The organism is Nocardia canadensis (assembly GCF_032656385.1).
GTDB classification, from domain to species: Bacteria; Actinomycetota; Actinomycetes; order Mycobacteriales; family Mycobacteriaceae; genus Nocardia; species Nocardia canadensis.
Window position 1 is genome coordinate 691,415 of the sequence record NZ_JAVCWB010000008.1, and the last position, 24,527, is coordinate 715,941.

The following is a 24,527-nucleotide window of genomic DNA, read 5'->3' on the forward strand; positions in this document are numbered from 1 at the left end:
CTCAGGCGGGACCGTAGGTGAGCACCGCGGTCACCACGAACCACAGCACCCACACGATCGCCACGATCATGCCGATCGCCAGGGTGATCCGCAGGAACGCGCGGCCGAAGTCCAGGTCGCCGCCGACCCGCGGGTACAGCTTCCACGGGCTGTACCAGGGCGCCACCAACCCGCGCGAGGCCAGCTCCTGCTCGCGCTGGGCCTGTTCCTCGGCATACTGCTCGGCCTGGGCCTGGGTGGGGCCACCGTGCCACAGCGTGACGTCGATCGGGCCCAGGAAACCCTCGTTGAGCAGGTCCTGCGGGGCGGGCAGGAACGGCAGGATGCCCAGCCCGCGGAACGCGATGGCGATGTCGTTGGCCGTCCAGAGGTTGTGTTCCTTGGCGGCCAGCATCTCGAAGTACTGCTCGAGCCGGTGCGGATCGTCGGTGACGATGACATCGAAACTCGGATCGTTCCAGCCCTGGTGGATGTCGATCTGCGCGCCCGGCTGCGGCACGATCACGCCGAGCCCGTGCACCGCCCGCTGGCCGAGCCCGCGCGCGGCGAGATAGTCCTGCAGCGCGAAGGTGTGTTCCCGTGAGCGCTCCAGCGGCGTCGACTTCTCCCCGCCGGTGAACTGGGCGAGCTCACCGGAGACCATCCACGGGCCGTTGAGCGGGATCTCCAGCACGCCGTCCTGCGCCACGGCGAAGGTCTCGGCCTCGATGATCACGCAGCTGGTCGGGGTCCACACCACCGCGTCGAGCTGGTGCAGCCGGTCGTTGTGGAACAGGCCGCAGTTGATCGTGGCGACGCCGTGCGGGCTGGACGGATCCTTCCACGTGCGCAGCCAATCGATCAGTGCCAGCTCGGCATCGGTGCCTGCCGCATTCTGCACGCGCACGAGCATGGAGTCCGCCCTTCTGGGTCGTTGGCGCCGCGGGCCGAGAACCGTTGGCGTACATCGTAGCTCGACAATCGATGGATGCCCGGCAGGATGCCGGTGGTGTTCAGCTCGGTTCGGCGGCGATCTTGCCCGCCGAAACGGCGGCGACCAGTTCGGCGTGATCGGCCTCGGTCCGGTCGGCATAACGTACCGCGTAGGCGGCCACCGCCTCGTCGAACGCCTCGCCGTCGTCGTCGAGATAGCCGGCCAGCGTGCGCGGGTCCAGCGACCGCGAGTGCGCCCTGGCCAGCAGCGCGCCCGCGAGCCTGCCGTAGTCGTCGAGATCGTCGGCCGAGAGCCCGGCCGGGTCGATGCTGCCCTTGAGATTGCGGAACTGACGGACGATGAACGGCAGCGGCTCGTCGAGCTCCACGGTGGTCCAGCCGAGCAGGATGTCGGTCTCGGACTGCACGCTGCGCGCGCCTGCGACGATCCGCTCGCCCTCGTGCCGCGGCGCGACCGGTGGCAGGAAGGGCGCCAGCGCGGACGGCCTGGCCTGCTTGACCTGCAGCACCAGCGACTCGCCGTCGTTACCGTGTAGCAGCGCCACGTAGCTGTGCAGGCCGACGCTGCCGGTGCCGACGATCCGGAAGGCCACATCCGAGACCGCGAAGCGCGCCAGCAGCGCACGCCGCGACTCGCGGATAGTGCCCGCGTAGCGCTGCAGCCCGTCGATCACGGCGTCGGCGACCGGCTCCTCGACCGGGGTCAGGATCGGCGGATCGCTGACGAAGCGGTGCTTGCTGATGCCGGTCTCGTGATCGTCGAGGTGCTCGGTCCACTTCGCCACCACCTTGGCACTGGTGTTCTTGCGGGCCTTCTTGGCGGCCTTCTTGAAGTCGTCGATCAGGTCGTCGGCCTTGGCCTTGCCCAGGATCGACTCGTCGGGCAGCGCGGTCCAGGACTGCATGAACGGCATCTCGGCGAGCTCGGCGGCGGTCTGCCGGTAGAAGCGGGCGGCGTCGCGCGCGGCGCGTACGCAGTCGTCCTCGTCGGCGCCGCTCTCGCGCCCGGCCAGCACCAGGCTGGCGGCCAGCCGCTCGAGATCCCACTCCCACGGGCCGAGCACGGTCTCGTCGAAATCGTTGATGTCCATCACGATCTCGCCGCGCTGGGTGCCGTAGAGGCCGAAGTTGGCGGCGTGGGCGTCACCGCAGATCTGGGCGGTCAGCCCGCTGTCGGGGCCTGCGGCCAGGTCGGCGGCCATCAACCCGGCGGCGCCGCGGAAGAAGGTGAACGGGGACGCGGTCATCCGGCCGATCCGCAGCGGGATCAGCCGCTCGATCCGGCCCTGGTTGCTCGCCTCGACGAACTCGAGCACCGTCGGCCGGTCGGGGCTTTCGACGGCCCGGTCGCGGGCGTCGACGGGCACGCGCTGCCGGGCTGCGCGGCCGCGCTCACGGGCGTCCTCGGCGGAGACGTAGGAGCGCAGATCTGGACCACTGTCGGACACAACTGCCCAGGCTAGCGGGTCGGCGGGCGGTGGGCACCGCGACCGCGCGGCAATCGGACACGCCCGACGATTTTCGGCGTGGCCGGATGGCGCGATCAGGGGTCGGTGCGGTATGCAGGGGCGTGGCAACCGAATCGGGAACGCCGGGCACCAACGACACCGAAACCGGTGGCGTGTTCAGCGACCGCATCCTGACCGTGCCCAATGTGCTCAGCCTGCTCCGGCTGATCGGAATCCCGATATTCCTGTGGTTGATGCTGGTCCGCCATGCCGACGGCTGGGCGTTCACATTGCTGATCGCCAGCGGTGTCACCGATTTCCTCGACGGCAAACTCGCCCGTCTGCTCGACCAGTCCTCCCGGCTGGGCGCGCTGCTCGATCCGCTCGTCGACCGGTTATACCTCGTGACGACACTCGTGGCGTTCGTCGCACGCGGGCTGATCCCGTGGTGGATCGCCGTGATCCTGATCGGTCGCGATCTGGTACTCACCGTGACCCTGTCGGTATACAAGCGCCGTGACCTGCCCGCGCCCGAGGTGATCTACCTGGGCAAGGCGGCGACCTTCGCGCTGATGTCGGCCCTGCCGTGGCTGCTCACGGGGGAGATGGACTGGGCAGGGGCGGGTTTCGGCTGGGCCTTCGGCTGGGCACTGCTGATCTGGGGCACCGCGCTCTACGTCTGGACGGGGGCGCTCTACGCGGGGCTGGCGGTCGCGGTCGCGCGATCGATACCGCCTGTGCCGCACCGTGGGAGCTAGTCGATACTGTTGCGTGCAACGTTGACGACGAAAGGACGTCCTGTGACCCGGACCCCTGAGGATCTGCGCTACACCGAAGAGCACGAGTGGGTGCGGCGGACCGGCCCCACGGCGGTTCGTGTGGGCATCACCGACTACGCCCAGTCACAGCTGGGTGACGTCGTGTTCGTCCAGCTGCCCGATGTCGACAAGGATGTGACCGCGGGGGAGAGCATCGCCGAGGTCGAGTCGACCAAGAGCGTCTCCGACATCTATGCCCCGCTGGGCGGGAAAGTCGTTGCGGTGAACGAGGATCTGGTCTCGGAGCCGGAGACGCTCAACAGCGATCCGTACGACGCGGGCTGGCTGTTCGAGCTCGCCTTCGACGATGCGGCAACCCTCGATTCCGCACTCGGTGAACTGCTGGATGCGGCGGGTTATCAAGGAGTTATCGGGGGCTGAGCAAGCCTTCACAGTTCTCCCTGCACGGGTACGCCCCGGCAGGGTACGGTCAAAGCCAAGCGGATACGTCGGGGAATCGACGCCGGGATCTTTTTTCCTGGCGATGTGATCGCGCCGGTCGTGTCGCCGAATACAGCACCTGCTTGCATGGATAATCAGGTTCGAGGAGGAGAGAAACGGTGAGCGAGAACAGGGACCCGGGTTACGGGGAGACCGCGGCCGAGACGACGTCGGTCTTCCGCGCGGACTTCCTCAACGAGGTCGACGCGTCGCGCTCCGGAGAGCCGACCGGCGAACAGCCGGTGCAGGGCGTCGAGGGCCTGCCGGTCGGCGCGGCCCTCCTGGTGGTCAAGCGCGGCCCGAACGCGGGCTCGCGTTTTCTGCTGGATCAGCCGACCACCTCGGCCGGTCGCCATCCCGACAGTGACATCTTTCTCGACGACGTCACCGTCAGCCGCCGGCACGCGGAGTTCCGTCAGGACGACGACTCGTTCCAGGTCGTCGATGTGGGCAGCCTCAACGGCACCTACGTCAACCGGGAGCCGGTGGACTCCTCGGAGCTGCAGAACGGCGACGAGGTCCAGATCGGCAAGTTCCGGCTGGTCTTCCTGACCGGTCCGCGCGCGCAGGCGAACGAGTCGGCGTCGGGCGCGGGGTCGCGATGACCCCTACGGTGCTGGTGTCCGTGAAGGGCGCAGTGCTGTGACGGGGGCGGCGCAGTGGGCGCGCGGAGGAATGTCGATCGGCTCCGTGCTCGACCTGCTGCGACCAGATTTTCCTGACATCACCATCTCGAAGATCCGGTTCCTCGAATCCGAGGGCCTGATCCGGCCGGAACGAACGCCGTCGGGTTACCGGCGGTTCTCGGTGGCCGATTACGAGCGGCTGCGTTTCGTGCTGACCGCGCAACGCGATCAGTACCTGCCGCTGAAGGTGATCAAGGAGCAGCTCGAAGCGATCGACAGTGGTGCGGCGACCCTGGGCGTGCGTGAAGCGCGTGCCAGGGCGCACTCCCACCACAGCGCCGCGGAGGCCGGGCAGTCGCTGTCCGGCGCCGCGCGTGCCGACGGCGAGGCCACGCCGGCGCCGCCGCGTCGGCTGGGCGTTGTTCCCGGCGAGATCACCCCCGACGAATTGCGCGTCGATGTCGGGGTCCGGCTCACCCGGGCCGATCTGCTCGCCAAGGCGGGCATCGACGACCGTTTCCTCGACGACCTGCTACGCGCCGGACTGATCGTCCCCGGTGCCGGCGGTTTCTTCGAATCCGACGCGGTGACGCTGGCGCACGCGGCAAAGTCGATGGCCGAGTTCGGTCTGGAAGCCCGGCACCTGCGCGCGTTCAAACTGGCCGCCGACCGCGAGGCGGCTCTGGTCGCCCAGATCGCCGCGCCGATCGCCAAGAGTCGCGACGCCGACGCGCGTGCCCGCGCCGAGGAGACCGTCCGCGAACTGGCGGCATTGTCGCTGAACTTGCACGCGGCACTGGTGAAGGCGGCCGTACGGGCCGCCCTCGGCAACTGACACACCCGACCGCCGGATCGGGTATCACCCCGGCAACACGCCGATTTCGGCTCGGGCGTCCTCGTTGCACCGCCCGGAATTCGCCTAGACTCGTGGGTACGGCGAGCTGGGCAGCGGTCCTGCCGGCCGGCGGCGAGTATGGGAGGCAGACAACTCATGAGCGAGATGCGCGTCATCGGCATCCGTGTCGAGCAGCCACAGAACCAGCCCGTGCTGCTGCTGCGGGAAGCGGCGGGCGAGCGTTACCTGCCGATCTGGATCGGGCAGGCCGAGGCCACCGCGATCGTGCTCGAGCAGGAGGGCGTCACGCCGATCCGTCCGCTCACTCACGATTTGATCAAGATTCTGATCACCGAACTCGGCCACACCCTCAAGGAAGTGCGGATCGTCGATCTGCAGGAGGGCACCTTCTACGCCGATCTGGTCTTCGACGGCGACCTGCGGGTCTCGGCGCGGCCGTCGGATTCGGTGGCCATCGCATTGCGGGTCGGCTGCCCGATCTTCGCCGAGGAACCGGTCCTGGCCGAGGCCGGGCTGGTGATGCCCGACGAGCGCGAGGACGAGGTGGAGAAGTTCAAGGAGTTCCTCGAGTCCGTCTCGCCCGACGACTTCAAGGCCACCGACAGCTGATTCACATCACGATCTTCTAGACCTGAAGTAGAGGTCGAGGGAATCGCCGCGCGCGGTGCTTGGTGCGACAACGGTGCAGGTCCGACAATGGCAGGAGTAACCTCGAAAGTCGGGCAACATCCGTCGTGACTCCGGTACTCGAGAACGTCGGCAGAGCAAGGAGTGGTCAGTGGAAGAGCAATCGCAGGATGTGGTGCAGCCTGGCTTGTTCCCGGACGACTCGGTTCCGGACGATCTGGTCGGTTACCGGGTGCCGAGCGCGTGTCAGGTCGCGGGCATCACCTACCGTCAGCTCGACTACTGGGCGCGCACCGGGCTGGTCGTGCCGTCGATCCGTGGCGCCGCCGGGTCGGGCAGTCAGCGGCTGTATTCGTTCAAGGACATCCTGGTCCTCAAGATCGTGAAGCGACTGCTGGACGCGGGCGTCTCTTTACAGAACATCCGGATCGCCGTCGATCATCTGCGCAGCCGCGGCGTGCAGGATCTGGCCGGGATCACGTTGTTCTCCGACGGGACCACGGTGTACGAGTGCACCTCGCCCGAGGAAGTCGTCGATTTACTGCAGGGCGGGCAGGGTGTCTTCGGGATCGCGGTCAGCGGCGCCATGCGGGAACTGACCGGGGCGATCGCCGACTTCCCGGCCGAACGGGCCACCGAGATCACCGATCGACCCGAGGACGAGCTGTCCTACCGCCGCAAGGTGCGGGAGAACCGTAAGACCGGGTAGTGACGAGCACTACACCCCCGGCGTGCCCCAGGTGGCGCGGCCGGGGGTTTGCTGCATCTAGACTTGATGACGCGTCGCCGCCGTGCGGGAGAGTCCTGGATTCGTGAGAGTCCGGGCGCCGAAGGAGCAGCACCTCCCCGTCAATCTCTCAGGCAACAGGGACCGCACGGTGATTCGACGCCTCTGGAAAGCGGTGGCTTCTGGCTGCCCGCCCACGGGGAAAGGGGCACGGCCGTCCGCGGTCGGGTCACCGAATCTCTCAGGCGCCACGACAGAGGGGGAGGGCTGGTACCCGTCGACCACCTGGTCGACCCGCCCGACCTTGGAGCTGCCGTGACCCGTTCGTTCGCCGACCGCCACATCGGACCCGAATCCGGCGAACTCGCCCGGATCCTCGCGACCGTCGGCGTCGAGTCCCTCGACGCGCTGGCGGCCACGGCACTGCCCGCGACCATCCTCGACGAGTCCGGCCTTGGCGCGCTGCCCGCGCCCGGCACCGAGCACGAAGTGCTCGCCGAACTGGCCGCGCTGGCGCACTCCAACACCGTCGCCACCTCGATGATCGGCCTGGGCTACTACGACACGCTGACCCCGCCGGTGCTGGTGCGCAACCTGCTGGAGAACCCGGCCTGGTACACCGCCTACACCCCCTACCAGCCCGAGATCAGCCAGGGCCGCCTCGAAGCGCTGCTCAACTTCCAGACCATGGTCTCGGACCTGACCGGCATGGATGTCGCCAACGCCTCGATGCTCGACGAGGCCACCGCCGCCGCCGAGGCGATGACGCTGCTGCGCCGCGCGGGCAAGTCCCCGTCGAACCGGCTGCTGCTCGACGCCGACCTGTTCCCGCAGACCAAGACCATCATCGGCACCAGGGCCGAGCCGCTGGGAATCGAGATCATCGAGGCCGACCTGTCGACGGGCGTGCTGCCCGAGGGCGAGTTCTTCGGCGTCATCGTGCAGACCCCGGGCGCGTCCGGCCGGATCGTCGACTGGACCGCTTTGTTCGGCGCCGCGCACGAGCGCGGCGCGCTGGTCGCCGCCGGTGCCGATCTGCTGGCCCTGACCCTGATCACCCCGCCCGGTGAGCAGGGCGCCGACGTGTGCTTCGGCACCACCCAGCGTTTCGGCGTGCCGATGGGCTTCGGCGGCCCGCACGCCGGCTACCTCGCGGTGCGCACCGCCTTCGCCCGGCAGCTGCCCGGCCGGCTGGTCGGCGTGTCGGTCGACGCCGACGGCGCTGCCGCCTACCGCCTGGCCCTGCAGACCCGCGAGCAGCACATCCGCCGCGAGAAGGCCACCTCCAACATCTGTACCGCGCAGGTGCTGCTGGCCATTGTCGCCGCCATGTACGCCAGCTACCACGGTGCGAACGGACTGCGCGCCATCGCCCGCCGGGTGCACGCGCACGCGGCCGCGGTCGCGTCCGGGATCGGTGCCGCGCTGGTGCACAACACCTTCTTCGACACCGTGCTGGCGCATGTGCCCGGCGGCGCGGAAGCCGTTGTCGCCAAGGCGAAGTCGCAGGGGATCAACCTGCGCCTGGTCGACGCCGACCACGTCGCGATCGCCTGTGACGAGGCCACCACCGACGCGCACGTGGCCGCCGTCGTCGAATCCTTCGGCACCGCACAGGCTCCCGACGCGGGCGCCGGTGCCCAGCCCGCCGCGATCGAGACCCGAATCTCGGAGTACCTGACGCATCCGGCGTTCACCCGCCACCACACCGAGACCGCCATGCTGCGCTACCTGCGTTCGCTGTCGGACAAGGACATCGCGTTGGACCGCAGCATGATTCCGCTCGGTTCCTGCACCATGAAGCTCAACGCGACCGCCGAGATGGAGGCCATCACCTGGCCCGGCTTCGCGCGCCTGCACCCGTTCGCGCCCACCGAGGACGTGCCCGGCATCCTGAAACTGATCGGCGATCTCGAGCAGTGGCTGTCGGAGATCACCGGCTACGACGCGGTGAGCCTGCAGCCCAACGCCGGGAGCCAGGGCGAGTACGCGGGTCTGCTGGCGATTCGCCGCTACCACCTCGATCGCGGTGACGACCACCGCGACACCTGCCTGATCCCCTCCAGCGCGCACGGCACCAACGCGGCGTCGGCGGCCATGGTCGGCATGCGGGTCGAGGTCGTGAAGTGCCGTGAGAACGGCGACGTCGACCTCGACGATCTGCGCGCCAAGATCGCCGACCACGCCGACCGGCTGGCCTGCATCATGATCACCTACCCGTCCACGCACGGCGTGTACGAGCACGAGGTGGCCGAGCTGTGCGCGCTCGTGCACGACGCCGGCGGTCAGGTCTACGTCGACGGCGCCAACCTCAACGCCCTGGTGGGCCTGGCCCGTCCGGGCCGGTTCGGCGGCGACGTCAGCCACCTGAACCTGCACAAGACCTTCTGCATCCCGCACGGTGGCGGCGGTCCCGGTGTCGGTCCGGTGGCGGTGCGCTCGCATCTGGCGCAGTACCTGCCCGGTGACCCGCGGGAGGCGGGCTCGCACGCGGTGTCGGCGGCGAACTACGGTTCGGCCTCGATCCTCCCGATCACCTGGGCCTACATCCGGATGATGGGCGCGCAGGGCCTGCGCGCGGCGACGCTGACCGCGATCGCCTCGGCCAACTACATCGCCCGCCGCCTCGACGCCTACTTCCCGGTGCTCTACACGGGCGAGAACGGCATGGTCGCCCACGAGTGCATCCTCGACCTGCGCGAGATCACCAAGCAGACCGGCGTCACCGTCGACGACGTGGCCAAGCGTCTGGCCGACTACGGCTTCCACGCGCCCACCATGAGCTTCCCGGTGGCGGGCACCCTGATGGTGGAGCCGACCGAGAGCGAGAACCTCGAGGAACTCGACGAGTTCATCGCGGCCATGATCGCCATCCGCGGGGAGATCGACCAGGTCGGCGCGGGCGTGTGGCCGGTGACCGACAACCCGCTGCGCGGCGCGCCGCACACCGCGGCGAGCCTGGTGGGCGAGTGGGACCACCCCTACAGCCGGGAGGTCGCGGTCTACCCGCGCGGCATCGGGCACACCCGTCCGAAGGTGTGGCCGCCGGTGCGTCGCATCGATGGTGCCTTCGGCGACCGCAATCTGGTCTGCTCGTGCCCGCCGCTGGACGCGTACGAGGACTGATCATTCCGCCGACGGGCCCCGCCGACACTGTTCGGCGGGGCCCGTCGGCGTCGGTAGCGGTGCGCGTGCCGAGGACTAGCCGGTCTCCTCGGTCAGCAGCCCTGATCGGGCGAGCACGGCCGCCGCATCGGCGGCCCGGCGCGCGTGGTCGGCGGTGACCGGTTCGTGGGTGACGAAGAGCCGGTGGAACAGGGGCGCGACGGCGAACCGGACGACTTCGGTTCCGCTGACCGCTGCGTCGAGTTCACCGCGCGCGATCGCCCGGTCGACGATCACCGCCGCCTCGGCGTGCCGGGCGGCGTAGTAGGCGCGCAGGGCATCGGCGGCGGCAGGGTGCTGCATGCCGGCCGCGATGAAAGAGGTTGCCACGGGCGCTGATTCGGGATCGGTGAAGCCGGTGCGTAACAGCTCGGTGAGGGCGCGCAGGTCGCCGGTGAGACTGCCGGTGTCCGGGATCGCCCACGGCAGGCCCGCTGCCCGGTCGAGTGCGTCGGCGACCAAGCCCTCGGGACCGCGCCAGCGCCGGTAGACGGTGGTCTTGTGCACCCCTGCCCGCTGCGCGACGGCGTCGACGGAAAGGCCCTGGTAGCCGTGCTCGGCGAGCTCGGCCGTCGTCGCGTCGAGGACGGCCTCCCGCACCCGGGCGCTGCGCCCACCGGGGCGCCGTTGCGGTTCCAAAATCTACTCCTGTTGCGTTAGTGGGCGAGCCTTTGTACATTTAAAGCTACACAAGTAGCGATTGGAGCGCTGTTTGACCACTCAACTAACCATGCGGGGCGTGTCGAAGTCCTATGCCGACCGGCTGGTACTCGACGCGATCGCCGCGACCATCCGGCCCGGCGAGCGAGTCGGCATCGTCGGGGAGAACGGCGCGGGGAAGTCGACCTTGCTGCGGCTGCTCGCCGGTGCCGAGTCCGCCGACGCCGGATCCATCACCGTCACCGCCGACGGCGGCGTGGGCCACCTCGCCCAGACCCTGACCGGCGACACCGTCGAGGCGGCGGTCGAGCAGGCGCTGGCGGAGCTGCGCGGGCTCGAACGCGCGATGCAGGCCGCCGCCGAAGCGCAGGACATGGACCGGTACGGGGAATTGCTCACCCGATTCGAGGCCAGGGACGGGTACGCGGCCGACGCCAGGGTCGAGGCGTCGATGCACGGACTGGGGCTGGCCGGGATCGACCGATCGCGCCGCCTCGACAGCCTCTTGGGTGGGGAGCGGGCCCGGCTCGGCCTGGCCTGTCTGCTCGCCGCCTCGCCGGAGGTGCTGCTGCTCGACGAACCGACCAATCACCTCGACGACAGCGCGCTGACCTGGCTCGAGGACCGGCTGCGCACCCACAACGGCACGGTCGTGCTGGTCTCGCACGACCGGATCTTCCTCGACCGGGTGGTGACCGCGATCCTCGAGGTGGCCGACCGCGGCCTGACCCGGTTCGGGGGTGGGTACAGCGGATTTCTCGCCGAGAAGGCGGCCGCGCGCGTGCGCTGGGAGCAGGCGTACACGCAGTGGCGCACCGAGATCGGGCGGCTGGAGGAGTTCGCGACCACGACCGCCCTGCAGGTGGCGCACGGCCGGGCGATGACCGACAACAACAAGATGGCCTACGACCGCAACGCCGGGCGGGTCCAGAGCTCGGTCGCTTCCCGGGTGCGCCGGACCGCCGAGCGTCTGCGCCGGTTGCGCGAGCAGCCGGTGCCCTGCCCGCCCGAACCGCTGCGGTTCCGTGGACGATTCGCGGCGGCCGGGTCGGGCGCGGAGTTCACCGTCGGTCCCCTGACGCTGGGCGCGCGAGGACGGCTGCTGATCCACGGTCCCAACGGCGCGGGCAAATCGACGCTGCTCGACGCGATCCACGCGACGGCGCCGGACCGGATCGGATACCTGCGGCAGGACGAACGTTTCGATCCGGACCGCAACGTCACCGAGACCTACGGGTACGGCCGGGCCGCGCTGCTGGCGACCGGGCTGTTCGCGTCCGACCTGCTGGATCGTCCGGTGGGTAGCCTGTCGGAGGGACAGCGGCGCAGGCTGTCGCTGGCGCGAGTGCTCGCGGGCGAACATGATCTGCTGCTGCTCGACGAGCCCACCAATCACCTCTCGCTCGCGCTGGTCGACGAGGTGGAACGCGCGCTGCACGACTATCGGGGCGCGGTGGTCGTGGTCTCCCACGATCGGGCGCTGCGCCGGCGGTTCCGGGGAATACAGAAGGGAATTCAGGACTTTGGCTGACATCGTGCAGGTGGTCGAGGTGCCGGGCGCGCCGTACGGGGTGACGATCGGGCCGGACGACGCGGTGTGGTTCACGCTGGTCGCCCAGGGTGCTGTCGGCCGCTACGCCGACGGCGAGGTGCGAGTCTTCCCGCTCGAGCCGGCCGACGGACAACCGACGGTGATCGTCACCGGACCCGACGAGGCCCTGTGGTTCACCGAATTCCAGGGCGGACGGCTGGGTCGGCGCACCCTCGACGGCGCCGTCACGAGCATCGCCCTCGACGGACCCTACGGGGTGTGCACCGGACCCGGCGGGGCGCTGTGGTTCACCGCGTTGCAGGCGGGCCGGGTCGGGCGGCTCGCCGCCGACGGCACCGTCGAGTACGTCGACGTGGACGGGATGCCGTCGATGATCACCGCGGGATCCGATGGCGCACTGTGGTTCACGGTGAACCAGGGCAACGCGATCGGCCGGGTCGACCAGGCCATGGCACTCACGCTGTTCCCGCTGCCGACACCCGCCGCCGCCCCCGTCGGGATCGCGGCCGGACCCGACGGCGCGGTGTGGTTCACCGAGATCGGGGCGGGCGCGATCGGGCGCATCGAGACCGACGGCACTGTCACCGAATTCGCGCTGCCCGACCCGGCCGCACGCCCCCACGCGATCGTCGCGGGCCGCGACGGCGCGCTGTGGTTCACCGAATGGGCGAGCGGAAAGCTCGGCCGGATCACCACCGGGGGCGAGATCGACCACCTGACCTTGCCCGGCGCTGAACCGCACGGACTCACTGTCGACCCGCGCGGCCACCTCTGGATCGCCATGGAATCCGGTGCGCTGGTGGAGGTCTCACCCGGCTGAGGACCGCAACCGCTCGAGCAGCGCGCGGAGCCCGGGTGCGGTCGGTGCCGTCGCCGCATCGATCGTGCCCAGCGGTACCTCGAGCATCCGCAGTGGATAGCCGTCACCGGTCACCACGCCGGTGTCGGCGAAGCCGAACGCGGCGAGCAGGCGTGCGACGCCGGTGCCGGTGTGCTCGGTTTGCGCGTAGACGCGGGTGGTCGGCCGGGCCGGGTCGGCGGTGTGGATGTCGAGCAGGACCTCGGCGAGATGATCGATGTAGATCTGCGAGATGGTCAGTGGGCTGGCGCCGAGCCTGCCGCGGAACCCGCGGAGCAGACCGACCGAGAACAGCACCACCGCGTCGGACCATTCGCCCGGCCTGCTCAGGTGCAGACCGCGCAGCTGCGCGTCGGTCAACCCGCCGGTCCGGCAATAGGCGGCCTCGCCCAGCCGGTTCAGCGGCAGGATGCACGAGAAGCCGACCGGCACGAAGGTGCCGTCGACACTGGCCTCGATCAGGCTGTAAGCGAGTGGATTGACCTGATGCACACTGAGATTGCGCTGCCGGATCAGGTCGAGCGGGGTCGCGAAACCGGACCGGGCGAAGGCTTCCCGGTTGATCTGGCACAGCGTATCCAGGTCGCGATCGTCGAGATGGCGCACGCGGTAGTCGAGCTGTGGTGTCGCATCGCTGTCGCCGGTCATACGTCTCCCATAGTGCGAGGTGAGGTCGGGCAGCAGCCCGCTCTCGTCGATGATCCCGGCCAGCACGTCGATCGGTTCACGGCCCGCGAGCCTGCCGACCACCAGCGACAATCCGCGCAATCCGGCCGCGATCACGACGGTGAAGAGGACGAAACCGAGCCAGTCGCTGTTGGTGACCACCGGCAGCGCGTCGATGCCCCGCTTGACCGGGTCGGCGAGCTCGAGCGAGCTGAACACCCCGGCGGTGGCCGTGCTGACCGTGAGGATGTAGTGATTCGGCTTGCGCGCGGCCAGGATGACGGCCCGGGCGGCACGTTCGCGCCAGTGCCGGAACGCGACCCGCGCCCCGTAGTACGTCAGCATGGCTCGTCTCCCCCCCGTGGATCGGACCGAACGCAGTGGGATGCGAGTACCCGATGGTGCGTCGGTTCACACCAACGATGTCGGCCGCGCGCACGAATGCTGTTGTCCGCGCGGCCGTGTGAGACGCGTCAGGGCGTGGTGAGCGCCTTCACGACAGCGGTGCCGAAGCCGAGGTCGTTGCTGGTCGGGACCCGGGTATAGGTGCCATTGGTCTGCTGCGCGAGGGTCTGCAGGGTTTGGGTGCCCTGACCGCCGATCACGACGACATCGATCCGGACGGGTTTGCCCGCGGTCGTCGCGGCGGTGATCTCGTCGACGAGGGCGGTGCCGGTCAGGGTCGAGTCGTCATCGGGACCGTCGGTGACGACCAGGATCGAGTTGGTCCGGCCGGGGGAGTAGGCGGCGACCGCGGCACGGTAGGCGGCGAGCAGGCTCGGGTAGGCCTGATCGGTGGCGCTCTGGGTCGCCTTGGTGCTGGTGACCGCCGACCCGACGGCATTGCGTTGGGCGTCGGTCAGCAGTCCGGTGGGGACCTGCACCTTGTAGGGGGTGGTGCCGTCGAGGTTCTTGCCGAAGGTCCACAGCCCGAGGCCGAAGTCCGGCGGCATCACCGTCAGTGTCGAGGCCAAGGCCGCGCCGGCGTTCGCGAGGCGGGTGGTCGAGCCCTCGGCGGTGCCCATCGACGACGACACGTCCAGCAACACCGTCGCGTTCACGCCCAGCACCGGATCGGCCAGGATGGACTGCACCTTCTGCAGCGCCGCCTTGTCCGGGTTCGGCGGCGCGGACCCGATGGCCGGGCCGAAACCATCGGTGGCCAGGGCGCCCGCCTGCTCCGGGGCGCGCAGGAAGTCGATGAAACGGGAGGCGATGAGGTTCTGGGTCTTGTCGACCCAGGGACCCGACAGCAGCGCGGCGGGATAGTCCGCCAGCGGCGCGGTGCCGACGGGCCGGAACGCGGTCAGGCCGCCGGTACCGAGCTGCTGGGCGGTCGCGGCGACGGCGTGCACCTCGTCGGCGGTGGGGTCGGCACTGATGGCGGCCATCGCGGTCATCAGGTCGGCGGGTGTCTGGGCGCCCGCGGCCAGTCCGGAGATCGCGGCCACGACCTGGCCGGATCCGGCGGCCTGCGCGGTCAGCGGTTCGGTGCCCGAGACCGCGCCGCCGATCGCGGCGGCCGCCGCGGTGGTGGCATCGCCCGCGGGCAGGGCCATCCGCAGGCCGCCCCAACCGGACAGGCCGAGCTCGTCGAGCGAGCCCTGTTGCAGGCGTGGCAGATCGGACCAGGCGATCCGATGCTGTTCGAGGGCCTGGCGCAGCGCGTCGGGCACAGCCAGCACGATCGGGCTGGTGGCGATGGAGGCGGGCGTGCCCTCGATCAGGCCGGGTACCCGCACGAGTTCGATCGATCGGGTCGAATCGGCGATCCACAGCCCCGGCTTGGGTCCCAGCGCCGGGTCCCACTTCCCGGGATCGGCCAACCCCGCCACCACGGCGGCCGACGGCCGGGCCGACACCTTCACCTGGGCGCAGTGATCGCGCACCCGCGGCTTGGTCGCGTTGTAGCGATCGGCGGCGGCGCGGACCGGGCCCGCGATCGCCGGGTCGACCGTCACGTCCAGCGACGCCGGTCCCTCCACGCATTCGGCGGCCGCCGCGACGTCGGTGCTCGCGGCGCGATCGCTGAGCTGGAACCAGGCGAAGACGGCCACGAGTATCAGCACGAGTACCGATGCCGCGATAACCGGACCTTTGCTGATACTTCGAGATCTGGTCCCGCTGCGATGAGTACCCACGTGGCAAGTTTAAGGAGTCGTGACCGGGCCGCCGCACGGTGTACACCGGTGCGCATCGGCGCTGGTCACGACCTCGGGCCGGGTGTCACGACGGACACCCGGCCCCGGCCGGTCACTCGCGGATCACCCGTCCGCGGTCGTATTCACGGCCGCCCCAGACCCCCGACTGGCCCGTCTGCGCCGCGTACTCGGTGCACCCTGCGAGCAACGGGCAACCGGCGCAGATCCGGCGGGCGTAGTCGAAGTCCTGCGATGGATACGGGAACCACGCCTCGTGGTTCGGGTCGCCACGGCAGGCCGCGCGATGCCACTGCCCGGAATCGGACAGAGTCAGCAGTTCGGTCAGTGCGAGGTCGGTGGTGGTCACGGCGCGTACTCCTTCCAGATCCGGCGCTGGGTGCGGGCCAGCGGGTCGGGAGCCTTGGGCTCCCACAGCAGCCGCATCCCCGCTTCCTCCGGGGTGCGGTCGGCCTTGCTCGTATTGCAGGGGCCGCAGCAGGCGATCAGGTTGCCCCAAGTGTTCGGTCCGCCCCTGCTGCGCGGGCGGATGTGGTCGACGGTCTGCGCCCAGTCGTCGCAGTAGCCGCAACGGTGCTTGTCACGGCGCAGGACGCCGGCCAGCGTGGCGCGGCTGTCCTCGCCCACCGGGGCGACGTGGCCCAGGTAGACGTAGCGCACGAGGCGGATCGTCTCCGGCAGGCCGATGACCAGGTGCTGGGACCGGATCGGGAACCGCGGCGCCCGTTCGATGACGGTCTCCGCGGCGCCGCTGATCAGCAGTGTCACGGCCCGGTCGGCGGTGATCTCGTCGAGGGCTTCGTAGCTGGCGTTGAGCACGAGCACCCTGGTGCGTATCCAGGTGTCGGAGGTGGGCGCCATCGGGTCGACGGCATGACGGATCGTCATGGGAATCACCATGTTTCGGGAGAGAAAGGCGAACGACGGTCGAAGGGGAGCGGCTACCGCGTCAGTGCGCGAACCGGAGACGGGCCATGGCATCGGGGCCCGCGTTCGACACGCTGTGGGCCGAACCGGCGCGGCGGTAGGTCTTTTCGGACTGTCGCCGTGGCGCAAGGGTTTTCATGGCCGTCTCCTCCTCTCGGGGTGTCTCGTCGGTCTCGCCGTGTCGCGACTGACCGGCGTGGAATTCATGGTGACATACGGCGCGCCGGATGTCGGCTGATTTATTTCCGGTAACGCTCCGATACCGACGGAAACCCTGAACCGGCAGGTCGCGATACATTTTCGGGGTGAGGTGCCCGTCGGGCGCACCGATCGCGAGGAGTGGTGCTCATGCGGACAGCGCTGATTCCGGCCACCGTGGTCTGCGCGGTGGCCCTGCTCCTCCCCGGCTGTGGCGCCGATTCGGGTGGCACGAGCGCGCCCGCCGATCGGCCGAGTCCGACCCTGCCCGCGCCCGGCTCGGCGTCCTCGGTCGAGCCGAGCGCGGCCGGGCCGGCGACACTGGTGCCACCGGCCGCCCTGCCCGCCCCGTCGCGTGGCCCGGCGGTGAGCTCGGCACCGGCGGCGACCGGCGGGCCGACCAGCCCGCCCGGTGTCCCGGTGCCCGACACCGCGCCCGCGTGCGCCGACGGTCAGGTGCTCGTCGGCGGCGGACCGGTCACCGCGGCCGCGGGCCATCAGGGGCTGACCCTGCGGTTCTGGCTGGTCGGCGCCGGCGCGCCCTGTTCGCTCACCGGCTATCCGGGCGTGGACGCGATCGGCGCAGCGACCGTCGGTGCCACCCGCACGCTGCGTGGCTACCTGGGTGGCCTACCGCCCCATCAGAACGAGCCACCGACGGTGATCCTCACCCGGGACCACGGTGCGGAGGCGGTCGTGGAGGGCACCGCGACCGACGCCTCGGGTACTGCGTGCCCGGCGTACACCGGATTGCGGGTCACCGTGCCCGACACCACCGAGACCGTCCCGGTCGCCGAGACGCTGTCGGCGTGCGATCTGTCGGTCCATCCGGTCACCCCGATGAGCTGATCGCCGGCGCGGCGCTGCGGATCACGTCTGTGGGCACGAAACCGGTTGGACCGGAACGATTTCCGTGGCCGGGGTGACGCGTAGCCGGGCCAGGCCCCAGACGGTGAGACCGCACAGGGCGTAGCCGGCGCCGAACGCGCACGCGGCCCACCAGCCCCACGAGCTGTAGGCCCAGGCGGTGGTGACCGCGCCGAGGGCGGACCCGGCGGAATAGAAGGTCATGTAGGCGCCGATGACGCTGCCGGTGCGGTCGGGGTGCGCGGTGGTCAGCAGGTGCTGATTGGAGACATGCACCGCCTGCACGGCGAAGTCGAGCGCGACGATGCCTGCCACGAGCGGGAGCAGGGCCGGCCCCAGCGGGGCGATGAGCAGCCAGGATCCGGCCAGGATCATCAGCGACCACCCACTGACCGTGCCTGCCCGACCGGCGTCGGCCCACCTGCCCGCTCGGCTCGCGCCGAGGGCACCGGCCAGACCCGCCACCCCGAAGAGCCCGATCGCGGTGGTCCCGAGGGACCACGGTTCGGCGCCGAGCGGCAGGGCCAGGCCGCTCCAGAGCGTGCCGAAGGACGCGAAGAGGAAGAAGGCGATCAGGCCACGGCTCAGGAACAGGCGATCGGTGACCAGCAGGCGACCGGTCGACCGCAGGGTCGGCAGGTAGCGTGCGCCGGCCATCCGGACATCAGGGCGCAGAACCGCCCGGGTGACTACGGCGAGCGCCACGCACGAGCCGGTCAGCAGGACGAAGACGACCCGCCACCCGAGCGTGTCCCCGAGGACGCCCGCGACGACGCGGACACCGAGAATGCCGAGCACCACTCCCGAGGTGACGGCGCCGATGACGCGACCGCGTGCACCGGGGGCCGCCATCGCGGCCGCGTAGGCGACCGTCACCTGCACCACGACCGCGAACACCCCGGCGACGGCGAGCCCCACCATCGCGACCAGGCCGTTCGGTGCGAGGGCTGTGATCGCGGCGCCCACCGCGGTGAGCACGAGCAGACCGCTGATGAGCCCGCGTCGGTCCATCAGGTCGCCGAGCGGCACCAACAGGATCAGCCCGGCGACATAGCCGAGCTGTCCGGCGGCGACCAGCAGGCCCAGTGACTCGTCGGGCAAACCCAGTTCGGCGCCCGCCGTCTCCAGCACCGGCTGTATCGCATAGATCGTGGCCACCGCCGTGGCGCACACCGCGGCCAGCAGCGACCGCTGTGGTCGCGTGATTCCGGGGACCATCAGCCCTCCATTCGGTAGCAAAATGCAACCAAATCACGATAGGGAATAATGGTTTCGAAATGCAACCCGATGGAAGGGGTGGGGATGACACCGACGTCCGGCGTCGATCGCGCGTGGACCGATCCCACGTGTCCGGTCGCCCGCACCGTCGACCTGGTGGGCGATCGCTGGAGCCTGCTCATCGTCCGCGACGCCATGGACGGACCCGGCTCGTTCACCGAGTTCCGGCAGCGGCTCGGGATCGCCCGCAATATCCTCGCCGACCGGCTGCGCAGGCTCGTCGAGGACGGCATCCTCACCACCAGCGCCACGCCGAGCGGCAAGCGGCACGTCTACGAGCTCACCGCCGCCGGGCGCGATCTGTTCACGACCATCGTCGCCCTGCGGCAGTGGGGCGAACGGCACGCCTTCGCCGACGGTGCGCGGCATTCGACCCTGGTCGATCGAGACGGTGAGGCGCTCGCCGAACTGCGGCCCCACAGTCTCTCGGGCGTGCCGGTCACCGCCGAGACCACCGACGTGCGGCGCGTGGACTGAGCCGGCACCGGCACCGGATTCCCGGCGGTGACCTCCCGATCAGAGGTTGCCGACTTCGCGTTCGAGCCGCCGCGCGACCAGGTCGCGGGCCTGCTCGCGCAGCACCGGGCGGAAACCGGTGGGATACACCGGGTCCGCGGGCGCGTACTGCTTCAGGACCTCCTTGGCCAGGGTGATCTTGTGGACCTCGGTGGGCCCGTCGGCGATGGCCATGACCTCGGCGTAGGTGGTCATGTCGAGGAACGGGAGATCGGTGCTGACGCCGAGCGCGCCGTGCAGATGCAATGCGCGGCGGGCGATGTCGTTCATCACCGTCGGCATCGCCACCTTGATGGCGGCGATGTCCTTGCGGACCGCGCGATAGTCCTGGGCCTGGTCGATGCGCCAGGCCGTGCGCAGTACGAGCAGGCGGAACTGCTCCATCTGGATCCAGCTGTCGGCGATACGCTCCTGGGTCATCTGGAAGCCGCCGAGCACGCCCTTGCGGGCCGGGCGCGACACCGCGCGCTCGCACATCATGTCGAACGCCTTGCGGACCAGCGCGACCGTGCGCATCGCGTGGTGCACGCGGCCGCCGCCGAGGCGGGTCTGCGCGACGACGAAACCGGCGCCCTCCGCGCCCAGCAGGTGATCGGCGGGCACCCGGACGTCGGTGAACCGCAGGTGCCCTTCGTGTTCGCTGAAGCCGGGCACGGTGAAATTGCGCACCAGCTCGAGCCCGGGCGCATCGGCCGGGACGATGAACATCGACAGCCGCAGATGTGGTTCGGCGTCCGGATCGGTCACCACCATCACGATGTGGAAGGTGGCGAACTCTGCGCAGGAGTTGAACCACTTCTCGCCGTTGATGACCCACTCGTCCCCGTCGCGGACCGCGGTGGTGCGAAACGCCGTCGGATCCGAGCCGCCGGTGGGCTCGGTCATCACGTAACAGGAGCCGATCTCGCCGTCGAGCAACGGCTGCAGGTACTTCTGCTTCTGCTCCGCGGTGCCGAAGTGTGCCAGGATCTCGGCGTTGCCGGAATCCGGTGCCTGACAACCGAAGACGAGCGGCGCCCACATCGACGTGCCGAGCACCTCGTTGAGCAGCGCGAGCTCGAGCTGACCGTAGCCGGGACCGCCCAATTCGGGGCCGAGGTGGCAGGCCCACAGTCTCTGATCTTTCACCTGCTGCTGCAGCGGCCGCATGAGCGCGCGGATCTCCGGATCGGTCCGGTCATAGGGGTTGGGGTAGATCAGATCCAGGGGCTCGACCTCGGTGCGGACGAACTCCGCGACCCAGTCGAGCTTGCGCTGGTACTCCGGATCGGTCTCGAAATCCCAAGCCATGGTCAGCCTTTCGGTTCGGTGTCCGTGGTGCTGAGCCCGGACAGGACGGTGTCGGTGAGGATGTCGGCGATCTCGGCGGGGGAGTGCGCCCCGCGTTCGCGGTACCAGAACCCGAGCGAGTTCAGCATGCCGAGCAGGCCGTTGGTGACGACGTGATCGGCGGTGCGTAGCTGCCCCGCGGCGTAGCCGGCGTCGATGACGTCCTGCCAGCGGTGCTGGAGGCGGTCGCGCAGCCGCTGCAACTCGATCGCGCGGTCGCCGGTCAGGGCGTCGGCATCGCGCAGGTGTACGGCGACCGCGCGGCGATGGGTGACGATCAGCTCCACATGACTGCGGATGAGCAGGCGCAGCGTCGCGACCGGGTCGGTGCTCGCCTCGGCGAGGCGCTCGGCGTCGGCGAGCAGCAGGCGGGTGTAGTCGGCGAGGATCTCCCACAGCAGCTCCTCCTTGGAGCCGATGTGGTAGTACAGCGCGCCGCGCTGGACGTCGGCCCTGGCGCCGATCTCGGCGACGCCGGTGCCGTGGAAGCCGCGCTCGGCGAACAGCTCCAGCGCGGCGGCGCGGATGCGATCACGGGTGTCGGCCGCGCCGCGATCGGCGGCCGGCGGGCGGCCGCGGCGACGGACCGGAGCGACGGGTTCGCCTGCTCGCGCGACGCTCATCGTGCCTCCGCTCCACCCGGCGACCTGGGCGAGCCGCCGAGAAATGTTCCGGTCAGTACATTAATTCTCCGGGTGCCTACAATCAAGGGGTGTGCCGCCACGCCCACGCGCCGACCCCGGCGTCTCGGCGTGGCGGAATGGACGGCGGTTCCACGACGTTCGAACCCACACGAGGTGTCACCACTACCCACGGGTAACATGACATCGACTTTTCCCACCCGGCTTTCTCAAAAGTGAGGCAGTAGATGACAGAGCGGATTCAGGTCGGCGGGCTCCAGGTGGCCAGCGTTCTCCACGATTTCATCGAGAACGAGGCGCTCCCCGGTACCGGCGTAGATTCCGCCGCGTTCTGGGCCGGAGCCGAGCAGGTCATCAACGACCTCGCCCCGCGCAACCGCGCCCTGCTGGCCGAACGCGACGAGATCCAGGGCAAGCTCGACGCCTGGCACCAGGAGAGCCCCGGCGCCGGCTACGACAAGGGCGCCTACAAGCAGTTCCTGACCGAGATCGGTTACCTGCGTCCCGAGCCCGCCCCGTTCCAGATCGGCACCGGCAACGTCGACGCCGAGATCGCCACCACCGCGGGCCCGCAGCTCGTGGTGCCGGTGATGAACGCGCGCTTCGCGATCAACGCCGCCAACGCGCGGTGGGGCTCGCTCTACGACGCGCTCTACGGCACCGACGCCATCTCCGAGGCCAACGGCGCCGAGAAGGGCACCGGTTACAACCGCGTGCGCGGCGACAAGGTCATCGAGTGGGGCCGCAACTTCCTCGACGACGCCGTCACCCTGATCACCGGCTCGCACATCGGTTCGTCGTACTACAAGATCGTCGACGGCGAGCTCGAGGTCGGCCTGGAAGACGGCACCGACATCGGCCTGGCCGATCCGTCGCAGCTCGTCGGCTACCTGGGCGACCCCGAGGCCCCGACCTCGGTGCTGCTCAAGCACAACGGCCTGCACATCGAGATCCAGATCGACGCGAACTCGCCGATCGGCTCGACCGACACCGCCGGCGTCAAGGACATCGTGCTCGAGTCCGCGCTCACCACGATCATGGACTTCGAGGACTCGGTCGCCGCGGTCGACGCCGACGACAAGGTCGTCTGTTACCGCAACTGGCTCGGCCTGATGAAGGGCGACCTGGCCGAAGAGGTCACCAAGAACGGCAAGACCTTCACCCGCACCATGAACCCCGACCGCGTGTTCACCGCGCTCGACGGTTCCGAGCTGGTGCTGCACGGCCGTTCGCTGCTGTTCGTGCGCAACGTGGGTCACCTGATGACCTCCGACGCGATCATCGACGCGCAGGGCAACGAGGTGCCCGAGGGCATCATGGACGGCCTGATCACCTCGCTGATCGCCGTGCACTCGCTCAACGGCTCCGCCCGGCTGGCCAACACCCGCACCGGCTCGGTCTACATCGTGAAGCCGAAGATGCACGGCCCCGACGAGGCCGCGTTCACCAACGAGCTGTTCGGCCGGATCGAGGACGTCCTCGGCCTGACCCGCAACACCCTCAAGGTCGGGATCATGGACGAGGAGCGCCGCACCACGGTCAACCTCGCCGCGTCGATCGAGGCCGCCAAGGAGCGCGTGGTGTTCATCAACACCGGCTTCCTGGACCGCACCGGCGACGAGATCCACACCTCCATGGAGGCCGGGCCGATGGTCCGCAAGGCCGAGATGAAGACCCAGACCTGGATCACCTCCTACGAGGACTGGAACGTCGACACCGGTCTGGCCAAGGGTCTGCCCGGCAAGGCGCAGATCGGCAAGGGCATGTGGGCCATGCCCGACCTGATGGCGGGCATGCTCGAGCAGAAGATCGGCCACCCCAAGGCCGGCGCCAACACCGCGTGGGTCCCCTCGCCGACCGCCGCCACCCTGCACGCCACCCACTACCACCAGGTGGACGTGTTCAAGCGGCAGTCCGAGATCGCCAAGGGCGGCCCGCGTGCCACCGTCGACCAGATCCTGGAGATCCCGCTGGCCCAGTCCACCGACTGGTCCGACGAGGAGAAGCGTCAGGAGCTGGACAACAACTCCCAGGGCATCCTGGGCTACGTCGTCCGCTGGATCGATCACGGTGTCGGCTGCTCGAAGGTGCCCGACATCAACGACATCGGCCTGATGGAAGACCGTGCCACCCTGCGCATCTCGAGCCAGCTGGTCGCCAACTGGCTGCGCCACGGCATCGTCACCGAGGCCGACGTGATCGCCAGCCTCGAGCGCATGGCGCCGGTCGTCGACCGCCAGAACGCCGGCGACAAGGCCTACCGCCCGATGGCGCCGGACTTCGACGCCTCGATCGCCTTCCAGGCCGCCAAGGAACTGGTGCTCGAGGGCACCAAGCAGCCCAACGGCTACACCGAGCCGATCCTGCACCGCCGCCGCCGCGAGTTCAAGGCTGCGCAGAAGTAGTGCTGCCGAGTGCATGAAAAGTAGCTCATAGCAGTGCTTTTCGCTTGTGGCCCCGCGTCGGAGAGATCCGGCGCGGGGCCACTGCCGTCACTGGACATGAACGTTGGAGACGACGAGCGGGCGATGCTCGGCGTCAGTTCACGGCACGCTGAATCCGGGTTCTCCTTGCGCGCATCGCTTCGGTGGATTCGCGAATCTTCTGCTGGATACGCCAGGACTGCCGAAGGAATTCGATGAAACCGTCGGCAAGCTTGTGATCCTCAGGGGCACACTCGTTGTAGAGATAGACTGCACCGGATCCGCGTCGGAAGAAATAGACCTTATAGCCTTGATGGTGGCCGAAGAAGAAGTGGTTCTCCAGTGTCGGTCCCTCGCCGGAGATGTCTTCGGCGGCCTCTCGGGCATCCAGCATTCGCGGAAAGAACAGGTCGGTTCCCCGGAAGAGTGTGCCGGCCTGCTTTCCCATCTGCGCGAGAAATGCGTGATACTCATCGGGGATCGGGAAGCCTTCGGGCGCAAGAGAATAGACCTGTGCGATCTCTGCTGAGTCACACCCGATGATCGAGTCGCTCGTTGCGAATCCGGACTCTATCAGGTCGCGACCGAACGATTCCATGTCACGGCTGCTGGTGTTCCTGGGCGTATCGATCTCACGTGACACGCGACCCCCCCATCGAAGACAACAGAATCGAGGCTAGCGATGGTGGCGCCGGAAGGGCAACAATCTATCGGGGGCGGGCCAGTTGGCGTATCGCACCGCCTCGGTGCTCTGGTTTCCGCTGTTCAGAAGTAGCTACTCGCGAATGAAGCGTGCTGCGCGTCGAGCGAA

The 24,527-nt window shown here is 69.3% G+C and carries 23 protein-coding genes and 1 riboswitch; of the genes, 12 read left to right on the plus strand and 11 right to left on the minus strand.

The window, feature by feature from the left end:
* Position 1: 1 nt before the first annotated feature.
* Both Q7X29_RS16950 and Q7X29_RS16955 read right to left on the minus strand, forming a co-directional pair.
* Complete coding sequence (locus Q7X29_RS16950; protein WP_308248354.1) at positions 2 to 880, minus strand: nuclease-related domain-containing protein; 879 nt, start codon at positions 878 to 880, stop codon at positions 2 to 4.
* Positions 881 to 992: 112 nt separating this feature from the next.
* Positions 993 to 2,381 (minus strand): DUF2252 domain-containing protein, encoded by a 1,389-nt coding sequence (locus Q7X29_RS16955; RefSeq protein WP_218716392.1) that lies wholly within the window; start codon positions 2,379 to 2,381, stop codon positions 993 to 995.
* Positions 2,382 to 2,503: 122 nt separating this feature from the next.
* Here Q7X29_RS16955 and Q7X29_RS16960 point away from each other — a divergent pair, with 122 nt between their 5' ends.
* The 7 genes from Q7X29_RS16960 (at position 2,504) to gcvP (ending at position 9,602) form a co-directional block, all read left to right on the plus strand.
* Entirely contained in the window at positions 2,504 to 3,139 is a 636-nt protein-coding gene (locus Q7X29_RS16960; protein WP_218716391.1) for a CDP-alcohol phosphatidyltransferase family protein, read from the plus strand.
* 42 nt (positions 3,140 to 3,181) lie between these two features.
* Positions 3,182 to 3,580: a glycine cleavage system protein GcvH gene (gene gcvH, locus Q7X29_RS16965; protein WP_316574680.1), complete on the plus strand. Its 399-nt coding sequence runs from the start codon at positions 3,182 to 3,184 to the stop codon at positions 3,578 to 3,580.
* Positions 3,581 to 3,759: 179 nt separating this feature from the next.
* Positions 3,760 to 4,245 (plus strand): oxoglutarate dehydrogenase inhibitor Odhl, encoded by a 486-nt coding sequence (gene odhI / locus Q7X29_RS16970; RefSeq protein ID WP_110041099.1) that lies wholly within the window; start codon positions 3,760 to 3,762, stop codon positions 4,243 to 4,245.
* Between the two features lie 70 nt (positions 4,246 to 4,315).
* Positions 4,316 to 5,101, plus strand: coding sequence for a transcriptional regulator FtsR (gene ftsR / locus Q7X29_RS16975; protein ID WP_218716389.1), 786 nt, complete (start codon positions 4,316 to 4,318; stop codon positions 5,099 to 5,101).
* 156 nt (positions 5,102 to 5,257) lie between these two features.
* The gene (locus Q7X29_RS16980; RefSeq protein WP_019046780.1) at positions 5,258 to 5,731 is read left to right on the plus strand and encodes a bifunctional nuclease family protein; all 474 of its coding nucleotides are present in this window, start codon (positions 5,258 to 5,260) and stop codon (positions 5,729 to 5,731) included.
* A 169-nt stretch (positions 5,732 to 5,900) separates the two neighbouring features.
* Positions 5,901 to 6,458 (plus strand): MerR family transcriptional regulator, encoded by a 558-nt coding sequence (locus Q7X29_RS16985; RefSeq protein WP_218716388.1) that lies wholly within the window; start codon positions 5,901 to 5,903, stop codon positions 6,456 to 6,458.
* Positions 6,459 to 6,533: 75 nt separating this feature from the next.
* A riboswitch (glycine riboswitch) is annotated at positions 6,534 to 6,633 on the plus strand.
* A 158-nt stretch (positions 6,634 to 6,791) separates the two neighbouring features.
* Positions 6,792 to 9,602, plus strand: coding sequence for an aminomethyl-transferring glycine dehydrogenase (gene gcvP / locus Q7X29_RS16990; protein ID WP_316574681.1), 2,811 nt, complete (start codon positions 6,792 to 6,794; stop codon positions 9,600 to 9,602).
* 75 nt (positions 9,603 to 9,677) lie between these two features.
* On the opposite strand, the gene Q7X29_RS16995 is transcribed toward gcvP, so the two are convergent.
* Entirely contained in the window at positions 9,678 to 10,280 is a 603-nt protein-coding gene (locus Q7X29_RS16995) for a TetR/AcrR family transcriptional regulator (RefSeq protein ID WP_255586515.1), read from the minus strand.
* A 73-nt stretch (positions 10,281 to 10,353) separates the two neighbouring features.
* Between Q7X29_RS16995 and Q7X29_RS17000 the strand changes: the two genes are divergently transcribed.
* Both Q7X29_RS17000 and Q7X29_RS17005 read left to right on the plus strand, forming a co-directional pair.
* Positions 10,354 to 11,832, plus strand: coding sequence for an ABC-F family ATP-binding cassette domain-containing protein (locus tag Q7X29_RS17000; RefSeq protein WP_316574682.1), 1,479 nt, complete (start codon positions 10,354 to 10,356; stop codon positions 11,830 to 11,832).
* On the plus strand, positions 11,825 to 12,673 hold the full coding sequence (locus Q7X29_RS17005) for a Vgb family protein (RefSeq protein WP_316574683.1): 849 nt from the start codon (positions 11,825 to 11,827) through the stop codon (positions 12,671 to 12,673). Before Q7X29_RS17000 ends, Q7X29_RS17005 begins: the two co-directional genes overlap by 8 nt.
* Here the strand turns inward: Q7X29_RS17005 and Q7X29_RS17010 are convergent.
* The 4 genes from Q7X29_RS17010 to Q7X29_RS17025 all read right to left on the minus strand — a co-directional run bounded on the left by Q7X29_RS17010 (position 12,662) and on the right by Q7X29_RS17025 (position 16,425).
* On the minus strand, positions 12,662 to 13,723 hold the full coding sequence (locus tag Q7X29_RS17010) for a hypothetical protein (RefSeq protein ID WP_316574684.1): 1,062 nt from the start codon (positions 13,721 to 13,723) through the stop codon (positions 12,662 to 12,664). The two genes, Q7X29_RS17005 and Q7X29_RS17010, sit on opposite strands and share 12 nt — an antisense overlap.
* Before the next feature lie 128 nt (positions 13,724 to 13,851).
* On the minus strand, positions 13,852 to 15,447 hold the full coding sequence (locus Q7X29_RS17015) for a VWA domain-containing protein (RefSeq protein WP_316574686.1): 1,596 nt from the start codon (positions 15,445 to 15,447) through the stop codon (positions 13,852 to 13,854).
* A 184-nt stretch (positions 15,448 to 15,631) separates the two neighbouring features.
* Entirely contained in the window at positions 15,632 to 15,886 is a 255-nt protein-coding gene (locus Q7X29_RS17020; RefSeq protein WP_189034276.1) for a WhiB family transcriptional regulator, read from the minus strand.
* Positions 15,883 to 16,425, minus strand: a complete 543-nt coding sequence (locus Q7X29_RS17025) for an HNH endonuclease (RefSeq protein ID WP_218715876.1) — start codon at positions 16,423 to 16,425, stop codon at positions 15,883 to 15,885. The genes Q7X29_RS17020 and Q7X29_RS17025 overlap by 4 nt, the downstream gene beginning before the upstream one ends.
* A 387-nt stretch (positions 16,426 to 16,812) precedes the next feature.
* Between Q7X29_RS17025 and Q7X29_RS17030 the strand changes: the two genes are divergently transcribed.
* Positions 16,813 to 17,511: a DUF4232 domain-containing protein gene (locus tag Q7X29_RS17030; protein ID WP_316574687.1), complete on the plus strand. Its 699-nt coding sequence runs from the start codon at positions 16,813 to 16,815 to the stop codon at positions 17,509 to 17,511.
* Between the two features lie 21 nt (positions 17,512 to 17,532).
* Here the strand turns inward: Q7X29_RS17030 and Q7X29_RS17035 are convergent, their stop codons facing one another.
* Positions 17,533 to 18,747, minus strand: coding sequence for an MFS transporter (locus Q7X29_RS17035; RefSeq protein WP_316574688.1), 1,215 nt, complete (start codon positions 18,745 to 18,747; stop codon positions 17,533 to 17,535).
* A gap of 84 nt (positions 18,748 to 18,831) precedes the next feature.
* Between Q7X29_RS17035 and Q7X29_RS17040 the strand changes: the two genes are divergently transcribed.
* On the plus strand, positions 18,832 to 19,284 hold the full coding sequence (locus Q7X29_RS17040) for a winged helix-turn-helix transcriptional regulator (RefSeq protein WP_316574689.1): 453 nt from the start codon (positions 18,832 to 18,834) through the stop codon (positions 19,282 to 19,284).
* A gap of 39 nt (positions 19,285 to 19,323) precedes the next feature.
* Here Q7X29_RS17040 and Q7X29_RS17045 read toward each other — a convergent pair whose 3' ends face one another.
* Together Q7X29_RS17045 and Q7X29_RS17050 are read right to left on the minus strand one after the other, a co-directional pair.
* Positions 19,324 to 20,613, minus strand: a complete 1,290-nt coding sequence (locus Q7X29_RS17045; RefSeq protein WP_316574690.1) for an acyl-CoA dehydrogenase family protein — start codon at positions 20,611 to 20,613, stop codon at positions 19,324 to 19,326.
* Positions 20,614 to 20,615: 2 nt separating this feature from the next.
* Positions 20,616 to 21,275, minus strand: coding sequence for a TetR/AcrR family transcriptional regulator (locus Q7X29_RS17050; RefSeq protein WP_316574691.1), 660 nt, complete (start codon positions 21,273 to 21,275; stop codon positions 20,616 to 20,618).
* A gap of 245 nt (positions 21,276 to 21,520) precedes the next feature.
* Here Q7X29_RS17050 and Q7X29_RS17055 point away from each other — a divergent pair, with 245 nt between their 5' ends.
* Positions 21,521 to 23,698: a malate synthase G gene (locus Q7X29_RS17055; protein WP_316574692.1), complete on the plus strand. Its 2,178-nt coding sequence runs from the start codon at positions 21,521 to 21,523 to the stop codon at positions 23,696 to 23,698.
* A gap of 133 nt (positions 23,699 to 23,831) precedes the next feature.
* Here Q7X29_RS17055 and Q7X29_RS17060 read toward each other — a convergent pair whose 3' ends face one another.
* Entirely contained in the window at positions 23,832 to 24,359 is a 528-nt protein-coding gene (locus Q7X29_RS17060) for an SMI1/KNR4 family protein (protein ID WP_316574693.1), read from the minus strand.
* Between the last annotated feature and the right edge of the window lie 168 nt (positions 24,360 to 24,527).